This is a genomic window from Sporolactobacillus shoreicorticis (assembly GCF_024125445.1).
Taxonomy (GTDB): Bacteria; Bacillota; Bacilli; order Bacillales; family Sporolactobacillaceae; genus Sporolactobacillus; species Sporolactobacillus shoreicorticis.
This window is the reverse complement of the sequence record NZ_JAMXWM010000027.1, coordinates 32389-48154: the sequence shown is the minus strand read 5'-3', so window position 1 is coordinate 48154 and position 15766 is coordinate 32389. Positions and strand designations below refer to the sequence as shown.

The window sequence follows — 15766 nt, the reverse complement described above, 5'->3', positions numbered from 1 at the left end:
CAGGTCAGTTAATGATGGCGTCGTAAAGACAGATTGTGCACTAACAATGATAACCCTAAATGGATATGTTCTGCCTTCTAACATTTGATGCTGTTCCGCCAACCTCAATACGAGTGATTGTTCTATTTTTGACGGTTAGTTTTGAAAATAATGACGAGGCACGTTTCATACTGTAACCTTGTTCAAACGATAACATCTCGTTACCCTTTGTTTTATTATACTTATATAAATAGCATGTCAACGCTCCCGTGGAAGTTCCTGTTGCACTCTCCTCAGGAATGCTATACAAAGGCGCAAAATTTCTACAATAAGCCGTCAGATTATTTTCAGTATTTAGTGTAAACAAATGATAACCAATCACCTGATACTTTTTACTTACATTGATAATTCTAGAAAAATCAGGCTTGATCTTATTTAAAAGACGCACGTTTTTTATAGGGACAAGTATATCTCTCAGACCGGTTGAAACAACCTCAATAGGAAGATTCTCATCAAAATCTGAAGTGGAGACATTTAATGATCGCGCGATCTCCTCTTTATCAGGTTGCTCATAAAAATTAGGAAGTGTCTGAGAAAGGTATATTTGATTGTCATCACAAATGGTTGCCTTTAGCAGTCCTGCCTTTGTTTCCAATGTATAGGAGCCAATAGACACTTTCTTTTCTAAGCGCATTAAGGAAAAAGCTGCAATCGTTGCATGACCACACAAATTAACTTCGCTGTTCGGGGTAAAATAGCTCATCTTAAAATCGGCATCATTTGAGTGTTGGACAAATGCAGTCTCTGATAATCCAATTTTACGAGCAACCATTTGCATTTCCGATTTGCCGAGTAAATCACTCTCTAAAACGACTCCGGCAGGATTTCCTCCACTGCCATTTTTTGTGAAAGCATCTAACGTGTATCCTTGATTATTCATGTTCACTCCCCCATCCGATTTTATTGTGCAGTTCTCACCTACAATTCAAAAAAAGAACCGGGATGCTGATTCGTCCCCCGAACTTGGATCTTTTTGTCCAATTTCCGGGGAATCGTTCACTCAGGACCGGCTCTTTCACTATTTTTTTCACACGCTGCCGTGCACTTTCTTAACCTTGCTCAAGTATCGGTAGATCGACGCCTCCGAAGTACAGAGTTCCTCAGCAACGATGCTGACAATTCCCTTTAATAAGAAGATCCCGTTTTCATTTAATTTCTCAATGATTTCCAGCCGTTCCTCTTGAGACATTCGTTCAGGCGGTATGTTCACGCCGCCGACAATTTCTTTAATACTTGCCTTGGCAAGATCTTCAATCGAGGGGCTCAAATGTTCAACAGCAGGCAGACTTTTCTTTTCTTCCGGTTTGCGGACACCGACAAATTTACTTAAATAGTCAATAACCTGTTCCATTTTTTTATAATCAACATTGATACAGAGCATACCGATGATCTCATCTTTTTCATTACGAATAAAGAACGTCGACGAACGTAAGATGGTACCGTCCTTCGCCACTCCCTCATAATTAGTGATGAACGATTTGTTTTGCGATCTGCCTTCTTTAAGCATTTTAAGAATCAAGTTGGTAACTGGGGAACCAATTTCGCGTCCGCTCAGATTCGTTTCACTGATTGCTACAACCGAATTTTCAAGATCTGTGACGTCATGAAGAATGATTTCAATATCATCTCCAAGCACTTCGCCTAGAAAATCAACTAAATCTTTATACCTTTCTAATTCCGCGTTGATAAAACCACCGCCCTACTTGTTCATCAAATAATAAGAAAAAATATTTATCATAATAAAAAATCAATATATTCATTGTCCAATATACGTTCATGCTTGTCAACGCATGAGAAGCGATGACGTCATGTATTGAATGATCTCCGTACGCCTTTAAAGCTTTAGTCATTTCATTTCAATCATAGGCCGCAATAGACCAGCCAAATAAAAAAATGATCTAAAGCCAATCAATTCAGTTCATGAATAACAAAAAGACCAATAAGGAAAGCAGCCGAGAGCGTCATGTAATGGAAAAAGCTGATCATTGTTAATGGAAACGTTACGCAGCTTCAACAGCCATTTGCTTTGATTGAGGCAAATCAGAAGCATCGTACCTAAAAAATCCGATTTCTAGCGCATCGTCAAAATTCCGTCGACGTCGACGGTAAAGAATTTTGAACAGCTTTCCTTATTCATCTTTAGACAATCCCGATCAGCTAAGAAAATCAAGAGCAATTTTCTTATAGATCTTGATTGAATCAAAAAACGGCTCACGTTCCACATACTCATTCGGTTGATGTGCAACCGGAGGATAGCCAGGCCCGACAACAGCAATCGGAAACGTTTTTTCAACTTGAGAGAAGAAGGCGCCATCCGTATATCCGGAAAAACCATAGGGTTCAATTTTTTTCCTGCGCACGTCCTCAATAACTTCAGCAAGTCGTTGCACGAACTCGTCATCCTTCGGCGTTTTGACCGGACGCATATCATTGAGGATTTCGATTGTTGCCTTTAATTCAGGAATATCTTTTTTAACGGTATCGATTAAAGATTCTAGTGCAGAGATGATTTCTTTATGATTTTGCGACGGCAGCGTCCGCATATCAATTTCCACAGAACATTTGTCCGGAATGACATTTGTCCCATTTCCGCCGTGCATGACATCGATACTGGAGGTCGGCTCACTGAGCAGATCGTCTGCTTCATAGTCGAATTGAAATTCAGTTTGAAATTTTGAGAGGATCGCAATCATGTGCTCATTCGCGTTAATACCGCAGCTCGGCGTTGATCCATGTCCGGTTTTTCCAAACGTAGTCAATCGAACCCATAACGCTCCCTTTTCCGCGATTGACAGTTCATTATCGGTCGGTTCGCCGATCAGCACCGCATCAAGATCGTCCGCATAACCGCTTTTAACCAACTGCTCTGCTCCAATCGAAGATGTTTCTTCGCCGACGGTCGCAATAAATTTAAGTGTTCCTTTTATTGGCGCATCCGCCTCCTTCAGTTGAATCATCGCTGCAACCATTGCCGCAAGACCGCTCTTCATATCCGAAGCGCCGCGTCCAAAAATCTTTCCGTCGGCTTCTTCAGCACCGAACGGCGGATAATCCCACGGGATTTCCCCTACCGGAACAACATCCATATGCCCGGTAAATGCCAGTACTTTTCCCGGTTCTTCACCTTTTAATGTTGCAATTAACTGATGACGGTTTTCGCTGTAGGTAACCACCTCAGTATCAATGCCCGCTGCTTCAAACAAAGGTTGGATCAAGGCAACCGCCTTTGCCTCATTTCCCGGAGGATTTGTCGTATTGATTTTTAATAGACTCTTGAGCAGCTCAACTGCTCTCTCATTATTCATTGATTATACCTCTTTTCTTAGGGCGAAAGTCTGTCAATTTTATTAACACTACACTAAATGACCGCTCAATTCCATAACTAAAACCGGCATTTGGCAAGCAGCATGACATACGGCACTCTGACAAGCGAGAACCAAAGTATGCTGCCCTCCAATCGTGCCAATGTTCAGAACAATTATTGCATGATCGCTTCCTCAGTTGCCTCCGCTCCCCTTTTAGCAGCAATTTTTTGTGACTCGCAGCAATCCTGCTGTCTCTATTTGAATTCACAATTTTACGGAAGGTAATCCTTAACGCTAAGTATAACAAAATTCTGTCGATTTCTGCACTCCCCTGCAAAAATTTTCTAACAGAAATTATAAAAAGCGAAGAGCTGCCCTAAATGTAATTGCGCAGTAAAGACAAACTGCGAAGTACTTCCTTTGCGGTTTTTTTGGTGATTTATTACAAGTTTCGGATTTTGTTAAGACTTCCCTTGTCTTCGTTACGGTTTTTAGCTCTTTCGTTACTAGTTAAGGATTAAGTGTAACTTTCGTCCTGTTTCGTTGAACTTTACAAGGATTAGTCTAACTTTCTATAGATTCAGAGACAGATCTTTCGTGGTTGTCTTGGTATGAAATTCGAGACGATCACTGCTGTACATCCTTCCGCAATTTCGTTCAAAAAAATGTCTCAAAATCAAAAAAAGATTTTTGAGACACTTTGAAAATCAAACACCGATCGATTATGAAAGTCTTGTTTTAAAATTCTCGTAGCCGAACTGCTTAATCACACGGATACCGTCTTCATCGTTATACGCAGCGATCGCAGGCAGCGCAATCCCGTTGAACGTATTGTTTTTAACCATCGAATAGATCGCCATGTCGCAAAATACGAGACGATCGCCAACCTGAAGCGGATGATCAAAAGAATAGTCGCCAATCACATCGCCGGCGAGACAGGTTGGCCCGCCGAGACGATACGTATGTGCTTGCTCTCCCGGTTTTCCGGCGTCAATGATTTCAGGACGGTAAGGCATCTCCAGCACATCGGGCATATGGCAGGTTGCCGAGGTGTTCAAAATCGCGATCTTCATTCCGTTTTCAAAGACATCGAGCACAGTGGAGACCAGATACCCAGTATTCAAGGCGACGGCTTCTCCCGGCTCAAGATAGACCTCAACATCGTATTTTTCTTTAATCGCGAGAATGCATCGTGCAAGACGGTCGATATCATAACCCGCTCGCGTGATGTGGTGCCCCCCGCCGAAGTTGATCCATTTCATCGTCTTAAGGTATTTGCCGAATTTGCGTTCCACCGCTTCAAGCGTATGTTCGAGCGCATCTGAATTCTGCTCGCATAAAGTATGAAAATGCAAACCGTCAAGACCGTCCAGAGCATCAGGATCAAAATTTGCTTTCGTGACTCCCATCCGTGAAAATGGCGCACATGGGTCATAAAGGCTCGTTTCAACTTCCGAATACTCCGGATTGACGCGCATCCCGCATTGAATTCGGCGTGGTGCAGCTTTTACCTGATCCTTGAATCGCGCCCATTGGCTGAACGAATTAAAAACAATATGGTCGCTGATCTTGAGAATATCCACAAAATCCTTTTCGTCATAGGCAGGGGAATAAATGTGAACTTCTTTATCCATTTCCTCGCGTCCAAGTCTGGCCTCGTATAAGGAGCTGGAGGCCACCCCGCTAAGATAGTGCCCGATCAGCGGATAAAAGGCATACATTGAGAATGCTTTCTGGGCTAGAAGAACCTTGCAGCCGGTGCGGTCCTGAAGCTGTTTTAAGATCTTCAAGTTCTTTACAAGCAGGCGTTCATCAACAACATAGCTTGGCGAAGGAGCCGCCGAGAAATCAATAATCATTAGAGACTCCTTAATCAATCAGCGCCGGCGTGAAATTCTCGTGCCATGGCAGCCCAAATTTATTCAGCGCATCCATGAATGGATCCGGATCGAACTCTTCAATGTTGAACACGCCTGGTCGCTTCCATTTGCCCGTCATCACCATTGACGCTCCAATCATTGCCGGGACGCCGGTTGTATAAGAGATCGCCTGTGAACCGACCTCTTTATAGCATTCCTGATGATCGCAGACATTGTAAACATAGTAAGTACGCGGCTTGCCGTCTTTGATGCCTTGAAAGATGCAGCCGATATTCGTCTTGCCCTTTGTTCTTGGTCCGAGTGATGCCGGATCCGGAAGAACGGCCTTCAAAAACTGGAGCGGAACGATTTGTTTTCCTTCAAATTCGATCGGCTCAATTGAAGTCATGCCGACATTTTCCAGTACTTTAAGATGAGTCAGATAGCTTTGTCCAAAGGTCATCCAAAAACGGATTTTCTTAATCTCCTTAATGTTGAGCGCGAGCGATTCCATTTCTTCATGGTGCAGCAAATAGATGTCCTTTTCCCCGATCTGCGGGAAGTCATAAACACGCTTGATCGACAACGGTTCGGTCTCAATAAATTTGCCATTCTCAAAATAGCTGCCGTTCGCCGTCACTTCACGGATATTAATTTCCGGATTGAAGTTCGTCGCAAAGGGATAGCCATGGTCTCCGGCGTTCGCGTCAAGAATGTCAATGGAATGAATTTCATCAAAATAATGCTTTTGCGCATAGGCAGCGAACACACCGGTCACGCCCGGATCAAAGCCGCTCCCAAGCAGCGCAGTAATTCCTGCTTCCTTAAAGCGGTCACGGTACGCCCATTGCCATTTATATTCAAATTTTGCCGTATCTTCTGGTTCATAGTTAGCCGTATCCACATAATCCACTTTAGTCGCGAGGCAGGCGTCCATAATTGTTAAATCCTGATAAGGAAGTGCGACATTGATGACAATGTCCGGCCGCACCTTTTTAATCAGCGCAATTAATTCGGGGACATCGCTTGCGTCCACTTGCGCCGTCGTAATTCTCGTTTTTCCGCCGTCAAGTTTCGCTTTAAGTGCATCACACTTTGCAACAGTGCGGCTCGCAATGCAAATTTCTTCAAACACCTCGGAATTCTGACAACATTTATGTACCACAACGCCTGCAACGCCGCCTGCGCCGATAATCAATGCTTTGCCCAAATCAAACGCCTCCTAAATCATTTATCCCTTGACCATCTTCAACCATTCAGAGTCTCATTCCATTTCTTCCAGCAGGTCCTTCACATAATTCGGCAAAGCAAAGGCACCGATGTGAATTTTGTCATTATAATACTTAGTTTTCATGCCGTGCGCTTTCCATCCGGCTGCGTTGAAGTCCTCAACAGGATGGTATTTCTTCGACGCGAATCCGAACAGCCAATGTCCGGACGGATAGGTCGGTATGTGTGCCTGATAAACGCGGCTGATCGGAAACGAATCAATAATTCGTTTATGTGCGCGCTGCATCGCTACTGCGTCAACCGGGTAGAACGGACTTTCATGCTGATTGACCATCGCGCCGCAGTCCGTCAGTGCTTTATAGCAGTTGCCGTAAAACTCCTTGGTGAACAATCCTTCGCCGGGTCCAAACGGATCGGTTGAATCGACGATAATCAGATCGTATTCATCCTGCTTAGAACGAACAAATTTAAGTCCGTCAGCATAGTGAATGGTCACTCTTGGATCATCCAGTTTTCCCGCAGTCTGGGGGAGATATTTTCTGCACGCTTCAACCACCTGCCGATCGATTTCGACCAAATCAATCCGTTCAATTTCCGGATAACGGACAAGCTCGCGGACGGCTCCTCCGTCACCGCCCCCGATAACGAGTATCTTTTTCACATTCGGTAGTACGGACATCGGCACATGAACAATCATTTCATGGTAGATAAACTCATCTTTCTCGGTCAGCATCATGTAACCGTCCAGTGTCAGAAAACGCCCGAATTCAAGTGAATCGAAAAGATCAATCCGTTGAAACTCACTTTGTCCGCTGTACACGTGACGATCTACTTTAATAGAAAAATTGACGTTTTCCGTATGCTTCTCAGTAAACCATAATTCCAATCCCGATCACTCCTTCACGGTCTGTATTCGGTTCACCAGACTGTCCTGGGTACCGGTCAGAAAACAGCCTTTTTCCTTGGCATACTGAATATATTCAAGCACCTTGGCAGTCACTTTCTCGCCCGGCGCGAGAATCGGAATGCCTGGAGGATAGCACATCACAAACTCACCGCAGATACGTCCGAGACTCTCTTGAAGCGGCGTTGCTTCACTTTCAGCGTAAAACGCTTCCTGCGGGCCGAGTACGACCTGCGGACGAATGTATTCCTGGCTAAGCATTCCGGCGCGATCCTTGGCATAGCGTCTTTTAATTTCGGACAGCGCTGATACAAGCCTTTCCAGATCAAGGATTCGATCACCAATGGAGATATACGCCAAAATGTTGCCAATATCACCAAACTCAATCTGGATGTCGTATTCATCACGCAAAAGATCATAGACTTCGATACCGGCCAGACCGATATCCAAAGTCAGCACCGACAGCTTCGTATGATCGAAGTCATAGACGGAATCACCATTGATTAATTCGCGTGAATACGCGTAATAACCGCCGATCTGATTAATTTCCGTGCGCGCGTATTCAGCCATTTGAGCCACTTTTTCAAAGATCTCTCTCCCCCTGAGGGCCAGATTCCTTCTGGAAATATCCAGTGAGGAGATCAGCAAATAAGAACCGCTTGTTGTCTGCGTGAGGTTAATGATCTGCCGAACATAGCCCTCGTCAAGTCCATTGACCAGAAGCAGCGAGCTTTGAGTCAGAGAACCGCCGGATTTATGCATGCTGACTGCTGCCATATCCGCACCGACCGACATCGCCGATGCAGGCAGTCCCACACCAAAATAAAAATGCGTGCCATGAGCTTCATCAACCAATACCAGCATATTATGTCTGTGTGCAAGCTCAGTGATTGCCTGCAAATGAGAACAAACACCGTAATAGGTCGGATTATTAACCAATACTGCCTTGGCATCAGGATTTTCTAAAATTGCCTGCTCCACATCGGCAAGTGTCATTCCCAGCGAAATACCCAATTCATGATTCACACCCGGATTGACATAGACCGGTACCGCCCCGCTTAAAATAAGCGCGTTGATCGCGCTTCGATGTACATTGCGCGGCATAATGATTTTCTCGCCGCGCTTGCAGGCGCACATCACCATGGATTGGACTGCGGAGGTCGTGCCATTGACCATGAAAAAGGCGTGCTTTGCGCCAAATGCTTCTGCAGCAAGCATCTCCGCATCTTTAATCACGGAAACCGGATGGCAGAGATTATCGAGCGGTTTCATTGAATTGACATCAACGGTCAGGCATTTTTCACCGAGAAAATCGGTCAATTCGCGGTTGCCTTTGCCTCGTTTGTGACCCGGTACGTCAAAAGGAACGACACGCATGGATTTATAGCGATTGAGCGCCTCAAGAACCGGCGCATGCTCTTGTGATAAAGTCGTCATGTTCTCTCTCCACGAATCAAAATATGTTCGCCCCGCTGAAGATTTCAATCATCTCCTTGCGAAGGTTGTTGCTGATCTTCAGACGCTTCTTCGGCGGGATTTCCAGTACGTCGCGATTAAATAAGTAGTTCTGCAGCTCAGGTTCTTTAATAAGCATCTTCGTATGAAAAAGATTGGCTTGATAGACATTGATATCTACCGCGTCATACTTTTCAAGTGTTTCATCATCAATATAGTTTTGAATAGACGCCATCGGATGATCCATAAACAGTTTTTTCCCATCCACATCTCGGGTAAAACCGCGTACTCGGTAATCTGCCGTGATGATATCCGAGTCAAAGCTGCCGATCAAATAGTTCAATGTATTTAAAGGAGATATTTCTCCGCAGGTCGCCACATCAATATCGACGCGGAACGTCGCAATCGCTGTTCCGGGATGGAATTCCGGATACGTATGCACCGTCACATGGCTTTTATCCAAATGACCGATGACTGTGTCTGCGTACTGACCAAGATTGCATGAACGGTCGATTTGATCCTTGGGAAATTCCTGCTCCGCAATCAGGATGGTCACACTTGCGCCCTGCGGATCGTAGTCCTGCTTGCTGATGTTGAGGACATGGGCACCGATCATTTCCGTTACACGGCAAAGGATATGGGTCAGTCGCTCTGAATTGTACTGTTCGTCAATGTAAGTGATGTAGTCTCTCTGCTCACGTTCACTCTTGGCATAGCACACATCGTAAATGTTGAAGCTCAGTGACTTCGTGAGGTTGTTAAAGCCGTACAATTTCAGCTTATTTTCCAACCCTATCCTCACAACCTTTCTCGGTGATTCATGATCCGTTGCCCTGTTGCAGTCGTTTAACGTGAAAAGCTGAAGCGAATGGACGGTGTTCATCCGCTAGTTTCGACCAAAAAAGTGAAAAATACTAATTTAATTATATAGACAGACTTGCTTAAGTCAAGACAAGATTTTTTCCATAAACAAGACTGATTTCTTTCATTATACATTTATTAGAAGGGAATCTTCCTCAATAAAAAATGTGCCTTTCGGAAAAGAAAAAAGCGGCAGCAGCCGCTCATTCTTCGTGCACCCTATCAAGCATTGCCGAAAAAATAATCGGCCAATCTTTCGTTTTTGCGAATTCCTTACGTGCATGTATCGCTTCAGGATCACGGACAACCGATTCAAGATGCTCACATGCTTGGATCAGCAGTTCCGGATCAGAAGAATCCAAACAGAGATATGCAGATGCTTGCTCATATTTTTTTGTTGAAGGCAAATGAATGCCGACTGCCGCCTTTCCGGAAGCGAGAAATTCAAATAATTTTAATGGAAAGACCGCATTGTTATAGGGTGATGCTTTATAAGGCATCAACCCGATTGAAATCTGACTCATGTAGTGCGGTACCTCCTCGGGAGGTACCGCATCAATCCAGCGCACATTATTCTCCTCAAGCAGGCGTGAGAAGTCAGGATCTCCTTGAGTTCCATCCGGGCCGACAAGCAGTATCTGCCAGTCCGGCTTTCTGCGTGCAACGGCGCGCAGCAGTGCAAAATCAAGTTTAGGCTTAATTCCACCAATATAACCGAGAACGATCCCTGTATTCTGTGCCTCGGATTTGTCATCACCAAACAGGACATAATCCACGCCATTTTCCAATGTTACAACATGGTTGCGTTTTCCCGCGGGCAGTTCCAGATCAGTGACATGATGAAGATAATCAGACGTGCAAAAAATCATATCGGCACGATTCACAATTTTCCGTTCCGAATTTGCAATGAGACGCCTGCGTAGTTTTGCGGTAAGCGACATTCTGCCGCTGATTGGTGCCGCCCATAGATCGCTGCGGTCATAGATGACGCAATCCCATTGGAGGAGATCGCCCAATTTTGAAAATCCGGGAAAGGTATACCATAAGTAGAGATGATCATAACCGACATGCGGCTTCAGTAAACGTGCCAATTCGGAAAGACGCCGCTTATGGAAGAATGACAAATAGCGTGTAAAACGAAAGCATTTATGCGGAAGCATGTCGGTAATCGTCCACTGTTCAATGGTTTCGGCTTCGCCAACCTTTCGATCCGCAAACCGCTTCGGCGATGGGCAGATCCAAACCACATGCTTGGTTTCCGGCTGCGAAGCCAGAAACTCGGCAAGCCGGTGACGGCGATAGCGTAATCCATCCAGCTGCCATGTGCCAGCGCCGACAATAACGTGTATGTCCTTCACAAAGCCGACCTTCTTTCTTCATCAAATACTGATGAATCGTTTAATAAATGCATTCGCCGCATAGTTGACGAAATACCAGCATGAAGGAAGAAGCGGCAGGCGCTCAACACGCCGATACACAAACCATGTTTTTTGAGCTGCCTTCCATTTATTACCGGAAAGTGACGCTTTGCCGCTTATGCGGTATTCTGCCAATGTTTCATCAAGCCCGTAAGCCACCGCTCCCCTTTTCAGCAGTGAGAGCCAAGTAGCCAAATCCTGACGCGAACGAAGATCAGGCATGCGAAAATCACCGATTTGCTGCCGGTCAATCATCACCGTCAGACAACCGACAATCGTATTTTTCAGCATCTGTTTGTAGGTGATGCGAGGCGGTGCACTGATTATTTTGTTGAGCAAATGCCCATTCGTGTCCATTAACTCATAGCCGGTAAAGGTAAACGCATAATGATGAAGCTCCATAAATTGCAGCTGCAATTCCAACTTTTTCGTTTTCCAGCAGTCATCACTGTCAAGAAAGGCAACAAACCGACCCTTTGCTCGCTCCAACGCTGTATTTCTGGCAAATGCCGCACCGTGATTCTCATTAAGAAAAACGGGATGAATACGGCTGTCCGCAGCCGCCTCCTCCTGTAGCAGTTGGCGTGTCCGATCGGTCGAAGCATCGTCAACGATAATCATTTCCCAATGGGGATAGGTTTGTTCACGTACTGACCGAATCGTTTTCTTTATTGTTCTTTCCGAACAGTAGGTAGGCGTGATAATTGAAATGAGTGTATGTTCAACCGCCATGAACCCTGCGCCCCTTTTCTATTCTTTTTTCCTTACGAATTCGGGCAGTGCGGCACCAATAATGACTAATGTGATGCCAAGCATAAAGCCCAGTACTGCTCTCTTCTTCGATGAAATCGTTGAAACACTTGTTCCGCTTTTCTTTTGTGCAGGCTCCAGAATCTGAGCCTGCCTCATTTGCGCTTTTTCCATCTGAAGTTTATAAAGAAAGCGGGCACGGCTTACATTCTCGTTACTTGAAACATGTGACTTATTCAAAGTGTTTATTGCCTCGTCAATGATCTTTTCTTTTTGATCAAAATGCTCTTTATCCTCATCAAGAAAAGCGCTTGTCACAAGATTGACACCTTCAGCTGCCTCAGCCTCAGATGTTCCTTGATAACGAATCTGAATTAAACGATTGGTCAAATCCGTGACACTGATTTGACTGAGCAGTGCTTGTTCCTGCTGCCTCCAAAGTTCGGGCAGTCGTTTTTCATAAAATGGAGCATTCGAAAGAAGCACGATCACTTGACTGGTATCGTTCATGATGTCGTCTCCATACGATCCTAATTGAATCGTTGTCTGTGCTTCGAAAGACGAGGGCATCTTTCCCGCCGGAACAAAGAATCCGACGATACCGAGAATAATAGGCAGGGCAGCAACGATCCACAGGTATTTTCTTAATCTCGCCGCAACACTTTTAAACACACTCATTCAGCATGACTCTCCCGACTGTATCAATTGATGAAGAACTGAAACCGTACAAATAACAAAACCTAGAAAAACCCAGTGAAAATACAAGTTGCTGACCGAACTCGGACTGATGCTGGATATGAGAAAGGCAACCTGTGCTGTCAGACAGGATTCTGCAAGCAGCCGCGTCGTTCTGCCGATTAACTTTGAATGTATTTTCATTAGTGCGAAAAACAAAGCCAGGTACATAGCCAGATAGCCCGCACCAATTAGAAATCCGAAATTACCCGTCAGCTCCATAAGCCAATTGTGAACTTCAAAAATCTGATTTGTATTCTGAATTGGCTGATTTTCAAGATAAACGGGTATATTCCCTGCGCCGACACCCATACCAAGTGATTCCTTTACATAACTCCACGTGCTTTGCAGTAAATGAACACGAACAGTATTTGACGATGGGTTTTCATTTACAGCATACGTGTCCCGAATATACCAAATCGTTTGCAATTTATTGATCAGTTTCGGCAAAAGGACAAGTAATCCCCCGCCTGCTACAATTCCGCCGATCCAAAGCGTCGTTTTCTTTCGTGCGGACGGCAGCATTAGAAACAAGTAGAGAACACCGCCTGCCGCAACGCCTAGTAAACAGGCGCGAGATTCAGTCAAATAGATAAGCCAAACCGAAAGTGCCGCAAGCAAAAAACAAATCATGCGCAGCAACAAATTCCGGAAGTTCCGCACTGCCGCCAAATAAAAAAAGAATGAGATCGACAACAGAGTCGCAAAATCATTTTGATTTGTAAACACTGCAGTCGGGTATGCCTGCTTATATGCCGGTCCTCCGAACAAGGTGGATGTCGGCAACTGAATGCGGGCAAAATGATTGGCCAGACCAATCAAAATCAATACGCCGCTCATCACCAGCCAAATCCAGTGGAAGGCTGCCAGCTGGCGGACATGTGTAAATGTAAATACAGCCAAAAATACAAATAAAATACCGATCGCAAGAAGAAGCAAAGCTTTCATTCCTTCAACAAGCGACCATGCCCAAAGCAGCGATACAGCCGCATAGACAAGCCATAACAGAAGGAACACAAGCACTCCTTTAACAGGATTTCCTGCCCATTGATTACCGAACCCGCCAATCTTCGCCGCATGTACGAGAAAGACAATAAGGCCGAAGATCAGAATCAGCCGATACAAAAATAAGGTAAAAAACCCGGTAGAAAGGCTAAGGAGCTCCTGATTTAAAAAGGTGGAAGCGACCAGTACATACATCATGCTTGACAGCAGAATGGAGCTTGATGCGCGTTCCCTTAAATAAAGAGCGGCAATCGCCGCAAAACAGAGCCACCCCAAAAACAGCAGCATCTGTATCCACGCATTGCCGATCCAATAGATGCCAATCAGAGACGCGAACAAAGCTGTGACGATCACTGATGTTTCAAGCGTTGATCGATGCGCGCTGATATGGCTTTTGCATAAAGTTAGTGACGCTGATGTCATTGTTTCCTCCGTATCAGACCGCTTCTCTTTTTCGTTTCTTAAGTGAACGCAAAGTCACGCGTAGGCCATCTTTTAATGAGACTTGCGGCCGCCATTGCAACAGTTCTTTTGTCAGCTGATTGGACAGGACACTGTGCCTGATATCGCCACTTCGTTTCGGGCCGTAATAGACGTCGAGATCAGATCCTGAAACCTGTTTCATTAACAAAAAGAGATCCTTGATGCTGATCGCTGTTTGCGTTGAAACGTTGACGCATATGCTTTCCTTTACAGAAAGGGCTGCGACTACAGCCGATGCTACATCTTTTACAAAGATAAAATCACGAGTCTGGTCACCGTCGCCGTAGATCATCGGAGGTGTCCCCTTCTGGATTCGGTCGGAGAAGATCGACACAACACCGCCTTCACCCTCAGCGTCTTGGCGAGGACCGTACACATTGCTGAAGCGTAAAATACTGTAAGGCAGCTGATAAAATTTATCAAACATACGCAGATAATGCTCAACCGTCAGCTTTGTTAGTCCATAAGGAGATTCTGGATTCGTCGGATGTTCCATTGTTACGGGAATTTCAAGCGGATTGCCGTAAACGGCGGCAGAGGATGCAAAAACGATTTTTTTTACATTTGTCTGCCGTGCTCCGTTCATCACATTCAGTGACCCCGTCACATTGGTACGTTCGTCAAACAGCGGATCGGCAACCGAATGCGATACACTGATCTGAGCCGCAAGATGAATAATATAGTCGGGTTGAATCGATTGAATGACGTTAATAACTGCCGGATCGGCAACATCGCAAATATATAAGTCAACAGGCAAATCGGCAATATTTTCCCGATGCCCTGTTGAAAAGTTATCCATGACAGCAACTGCGTACCCTTGTCTCAGCAAAGCTTCAACAACGTGAGAGCCAATAAATCCTGCCCCACCGGTAACTAATACTTTTTCCATGGAAATTCCTCCTGGTTTTCAAGTTTTTCCAATTTTATCGAGCCCCGTCTCCGGTCAGCAATACCTTGACCGTGCGCAGCAAAATAGTCCATTCAAGTGCCGGTGATAAATTGCGGACATAGGCCAAGTCATAAACGAGTTTCTCCTTCGGTGACAAGTCATAGCCGCCGCTTACTTGTGCAAGCCCCGTTAATCCCGGTTTCACAAGCAGACGATTCTTGAATCCCGGAATTTCGCGATCAAATTTCTCCGTGAACATCGGCCGCTCAGGTCTTGGCCCAATCAGCGACATGTCCCCTTTAATTACGGAAAGAAATTGAGGAAGCTCATCAATACGTGTCTTGCGGATAAATCGGCCGACGCGCGTAACACGAGGATCATCTGCCTCAGCCCATTGTGCGCCGCCTCGTTCAGCATCCTTGCGCATCGAACGAAGCTTGACTAGTTTAAAGATTTTCCCGCCTTTTCCGACACGTTCCTGCACATAGAATGGAGATCCGGGCGTCTCCATAACAATGAGCACTGAAAAAACGAAAATAATCGGTGTTGCAATAACCATTCCAATCAGGCCAAGGAGTAAATCAAAGCCTCTCTTAACCAAGAGATATGTGCGTGCATTCTCAGGGAGAACGACTCTCGGCGGTTTCACCACTGAATAACCCCTATAGACCTCTATTTCTTTTTCCGCCTTCACATGAAACACCTCTCCAGTTCATCGCTTGCTTGCCTCTGAACTTGTTTCAATTATAGTGAACGTTTATGTAGCAAATGTGGACGATTCATTAAGGCAATGTAAAAGTGCACCCTGAAATCTTAGAAAAATTTACATACTT

Annotated in this window: 14 protein-coding genes; all 14 read right to left on the bottom strand. The window is 45.1% G+C overall.

What is annotated here, in order from left to right:
- Nucleotides 1-55 precede the first annotated feature (55 nt).
- Nucleotides 56-919: a PhzF family phenazine biosynthesis protein gene (locus tag NIE88_RS17580; RefSeq protein WP_253064129.1), complete on the bottom strand. Its 864-nt coding sequence runs from the start codon at nucleotides 917-919 to the stop codon at nucleotides 56-58.
- A gap of 147 nt (nucleotides 920-1066) precedes the next feature.
- Entirely contained in the window at nucleotides 1067-1726 is a 660-nt protein-coding gene (locus NIE88_RS22645; RefSeq protein WP_309247054.1) for a helix-turn-helix transcriptional regulator, read from the bottom strand.
- Between the two features lie 466 nt (nucleotides 1727-2192).
- Nucleotides 2193-3344: a M20 family metallopeptidase gene (locus NIE88_RS17570; RefSeq protein WP_253064121.1), complete on the bottom strand. Its 1152-nt coding sequence runs from the start codon at nucleotides 3342-3344 to the stop codon at nucleotides 2193-2195.
- Between the two features lie 722 nt (nucleotides 3345-4066).
- Nucleotides 4067-5203: a carboxynorspermidine decarboxylase gene (nspC, locus tag NIE88_RS17565; protein ID WP_253064120.1), complete on the bottom strand. Its 1137-nt coding sequence runs from the start codon at nucleotides 5201-5203 to the stop codon at nucleotides 4067-4069.
- Nucleotides 5204-5213: 10 nt separating this feature from the next.
- Nucleotides 5214-6413 (bottom strand): saccharopine dehydrogenase family protein, encoded by a 1200-nt coding sequence (locus tag NIE88_RS17560; RefSeq protein ID WP_253064119.1) that lies wholly within the window; start codon nucleotides 6411-6413, stop codon nucleotides 5214-5216.
- 54 nt (nucleotides 6414-6467) lie between these two features.
- A complete protein-coding gene (gene speE / locus NIE88_RS17555; protein ID WP_253064118.1) occupies nucleotides 6468-7319 on the bottom strand; it encodes a polyamine aminopropyltransferase in 852 nt (283 codons plus the stop codon).
- A gap of 6 nt (nucleotides 7320-7325) precedes the next feature.
- Nucleotides 7326-8774 (bottom strand): aminotransferase class I/II-fold pyridoxal phosphate-dependent enzyme, encoded by a 1449-nt coding sequence (locus tag NIE88_RS17550; RefSeq protein WP_253064117.1) that lies wholly within the window; start codon nucleotides 8772-8774, stop codon nucleotides 7326-7328.
- A 16-nt stretch (nucleotides 8775-8790) separates the two neighbouring features.
- Nucleotides 8791-9582 carry an adenosylmethionine decarboxylase gene (gene speD / locus NIE88_RS17545; RefSeq protein ID WP_253064115.1) on the bottom strand — a complete coding sequence of 264 codons (792 nt, stop codon included), beginning with the start codon at nucleotides 9580-9582 and terminating at the stop codon, nucleotides 8791-8793.
- Nucleotides 9583-9856: 274 nt separating this feature from the next.
- On the bottom strand, nucleotides 9857-11011 hold the full coding sequence (tuaH, locus tag NIE88_RS17540; RefSeq protein ID WP_253064113.1) for a teichuronic acid biosynthesis protein TuaH: 1155 nt from the start codon (nucleotides 11009-11011) through the stop codon (nucleotides 9857-9859).
- A gap of 21 nt (nucleotides 11012-11032) precedes the next feature.
- Complete coding sequence (gene tuaG / locus NIE88_RS17535) at nucleotides 11033-11803, bottom strand: teichuronic acid biosynthesis protein TuaG (protein WP_253064111.1); 771 nt, start codon at nucleotides 11801-11803, stop codon at nucleotides 11033-11035.
- 18 nt (nucleotides 11804-11821) lie between these two features.
- On the bottom strand, nucleotides 11822-12499 hold the full coding sequence (locus tag NIE88_RS17530; RefSeq protein WP_253064109.1) for a hypothetical protein: 678 nt from the start codon (nucleotides 12497-12499) through the stop codon (nucleotides 11822-11824).
- A complete protein-coding gene (gene tuaE, locus NIE88_RS17525) occupies nucleotides 12500-13984 on the bottom strand; it encodes a teichuronic acid biosynthesis protein TuaE (RefSeq protein WP_253064107.1) in 1485 nt (494 codons plus the stop codon).
- A gap of 13 nt (nucleotides 13985-13997) precedes the next feature.
- The gene (locus tag NIE88_RS17520) at nucleotides 13998-14933 is read right to left on the bottom strand and encodes an NAD-dependent epimerase/dehydratase family protein (protein WP_253064106.1); all 936 of its coding nucleotides are present in this window, start codon (nucleotides 14931-14933) and stop codon (nucleotides 13998-14000) included.
- A 34-nt stretch (nucleotides 14934-14967) separates the two neighbouring features.
- Nucleotides 14968-15627, bottom strand: a complete 660-nt coding sequence (locus tag NIE88_RS17515; protein ID WP_253064105.1) for a sugar transferase — start codon at nucleotides 15625-15627, stop codon at nucleotides 14968-14970.
- Nucleotides 15628-15766 lie beyond the last annotated feature (139 nt).